This window comes from Streptomyces sp. NPDC054847 (assembly GCF_053610925.1).
Map to the genome: position 1 here is coordinate 1 of NZ_JBSGZJ010000728.1, position 1895 is coordinate 1895.

The 1895-nt window shown below is 74.7% G+C and carries 3 protein-coding genes; all 3 read right to left on the bottom strand.

Annotation, left to right across the window (positions count from 1 at the left end):
- Positions 1–64: 64 nt before the first annotated feature.
- Positions 65–280 (bottom strand): tryptophan biosynthesis modulator TrpM, encoded by a 216-nt coding sequence (trpM, locus tag ACWGH4_RS34715; RefSeq protein WP_453467849.1) that lies wholly within the window; start codon positions 278–280, stop codon positions 65–67.
- Between the two features lie 73 nt (positions 281–353).
- Entirely contained in the window at positions 354–1163 is an 810-nt protein-coding gene (gene trpC, locus ACWGH4_RS34720) for an indole-3-glycerol phosphate synthase TrpC (protein ID WP_189472629.1), read from the bottom strand.
- 115 nt (positions 1164–1278) lie between these two features.
- Positions 1279–1875: a DUF2752 domain-containing protein gene (locus tag ACWGH4_RS34725; protein ID WP_453467851.1), complete on the bottom strand. Its 597-nt coding sequence runs from the start codon at positions 1873–1875 to the stop codon at positions 1279–1281.
- Positions 1876–1895 lie beyond the last annotated feature (20 nt).

Consider the following 1895-nt stretch of genomic DNA (forward strand, 5'->3'; position numbering starts at 1 on the left):
GTCCGGGGCTTGCCCCGGTTCGGGAAGGGGCGGGGGGAGAGAGAAATCCGCCCGAAAGGACGGCCTAGCGGCCGTCCCGCGCCACGGCCCCGCGCCATCGCATTCCGTTGACCTGGCCCGGCTCGTCACCGATCACGTACCGCACCCGCCGCCCGTGCACCCGTCGTGCCGGCGCCCGGCAGCCGCGTGGGCGGCAGCCTCGGGCGAGGCGGGCGTAGGGGTCACGGGGCGCGCCGCCGCCGGCGGCGGCCACCGTCCTGCCGGCGCACACCGCAGGCACGCCGACGAGCGCGGGGCGGGGCCCCGCGATCCGGCGGGCCCGGGTGCGAGCGACGGCGACGGTCACGGCCGGGTCAGCTCCTGCCGTGCCGCAGCGCGGGGTGCGCGCCCGCGGCCACCAGATCGGCGACCGCGGCCCTCGGGTCACGGCCGGTCACCAGGGACTCGCCGACGAGCACGGCGTCGGCGCCGGCGTTGGCGTAGGCGATCAGGTCGTGCGGACCCCGCACACCCGACTCGGCGATCTTGACGATGTGCGCCGGGATCTCGGGGGCGACCCGCTCGAAGGTGGAGCGGTCGACCTTGAGGGTCTTGAGGTCGCGCGCGTTCACGCCGATGATCTTCGCACCGGCGTCGACGGCCCGCTCGGCCTCGTCCTCGTCGTGGACCTCGACCAGCGGGGTGAGGCCGATCGATTCAGCACGCTCGATCAGCGAGACCAGGGCCTCCTGGTCCAGCGCGGCGACGATCAGCAGCACGACGTCGGCGCCGTAGGCGCGCGCCTCCCACAGCTGGTACGCGGTGACGATGAAGTCCTTGCGCAGCACCGGGATGTCGACCTTGGCGCGTACGGCCTCGAGGTCGGCGAGCGATCCGCCGAAGCGGCGCTCCTCGGTGAGCACGGAGATGACGGCCGCGCCGCCCGCCTCGTAGTCGGCGGCGAGTCCGGCGGGGTCGGCGATCGCGGCGAGCGCACCCTTGGAGGGGCTGGAGCGCTTGACCTCGCAGATCACCTTGACGCCCTCACCGCGCAGCGCGGCGACGCCGTCCTTGGCCGCAGGAGCCTTGGCGGCGCGCTCCTTGAGCTCGTCGAGGCTGACACGCGCCTGCCGCTCTGCCAGGTCGGCGCGCACACCTTCGATGATCTCGTCGAGCACACTCACGCGAGCGGCCCCCTTCCGGGACGGTGTTGATGGAACAGGATCAGCCATGTCGATGGTATCCGCAGGAGGGCCCTGAGCCCGCATCCGGTCACTGCCTGTCCCACTACCTGGGACTTCATGGAGCCAGTGCCGAGCCGAACGGCAGGTTCCGCACCACGCTGAAGATCACCAGCGCGCCGCCCATGACCCACCACCATCCGGTGGAGAGGCCGATCCTCAGGGGGCGTCCCTGTACGGCGCGAATCAGCCACATCACCCACACGACGGCGAAGACCGCGTAGCCCACCACGGCGACGGCGTTGGCGCCGAGAGCGGCGCCGATGTCGCCGTGGATGAAGGCGTGGGCGCTGCGCAGTCCGCCGCAGCCGGGGCAGTAGATGCCGGTGAAGCGCAGCAGCGGACACACCGGGTAGTGGCCCGGTTCGTTCGGGTCGACGCTCCCGACGTAGGTGAACGCGGCGGCGACGCCGGCGAGGACGGCGAGGGGTGCGGCGACGCGCCGCGCGGTCGACGCGGGCGGCCTGCCGGGGACGGCGGGCACGGCACCGACGGGCCACGTCCGAGGGGCGGGGCCGGGGGCCGGCCGGTGCTCCCCCGGCGCCGTGGAGCCTGTCGTGCCGGGCCCGGCGGCCGGGGCCGGGGCGGGGTGTCCGGGCGCGGGGCCGGCCGGCGGCGGGGCGGCGGGCGGGGTGGGAGCTGGGGTCGGGTCCACGCGGTGATTCTCCCCGTTCG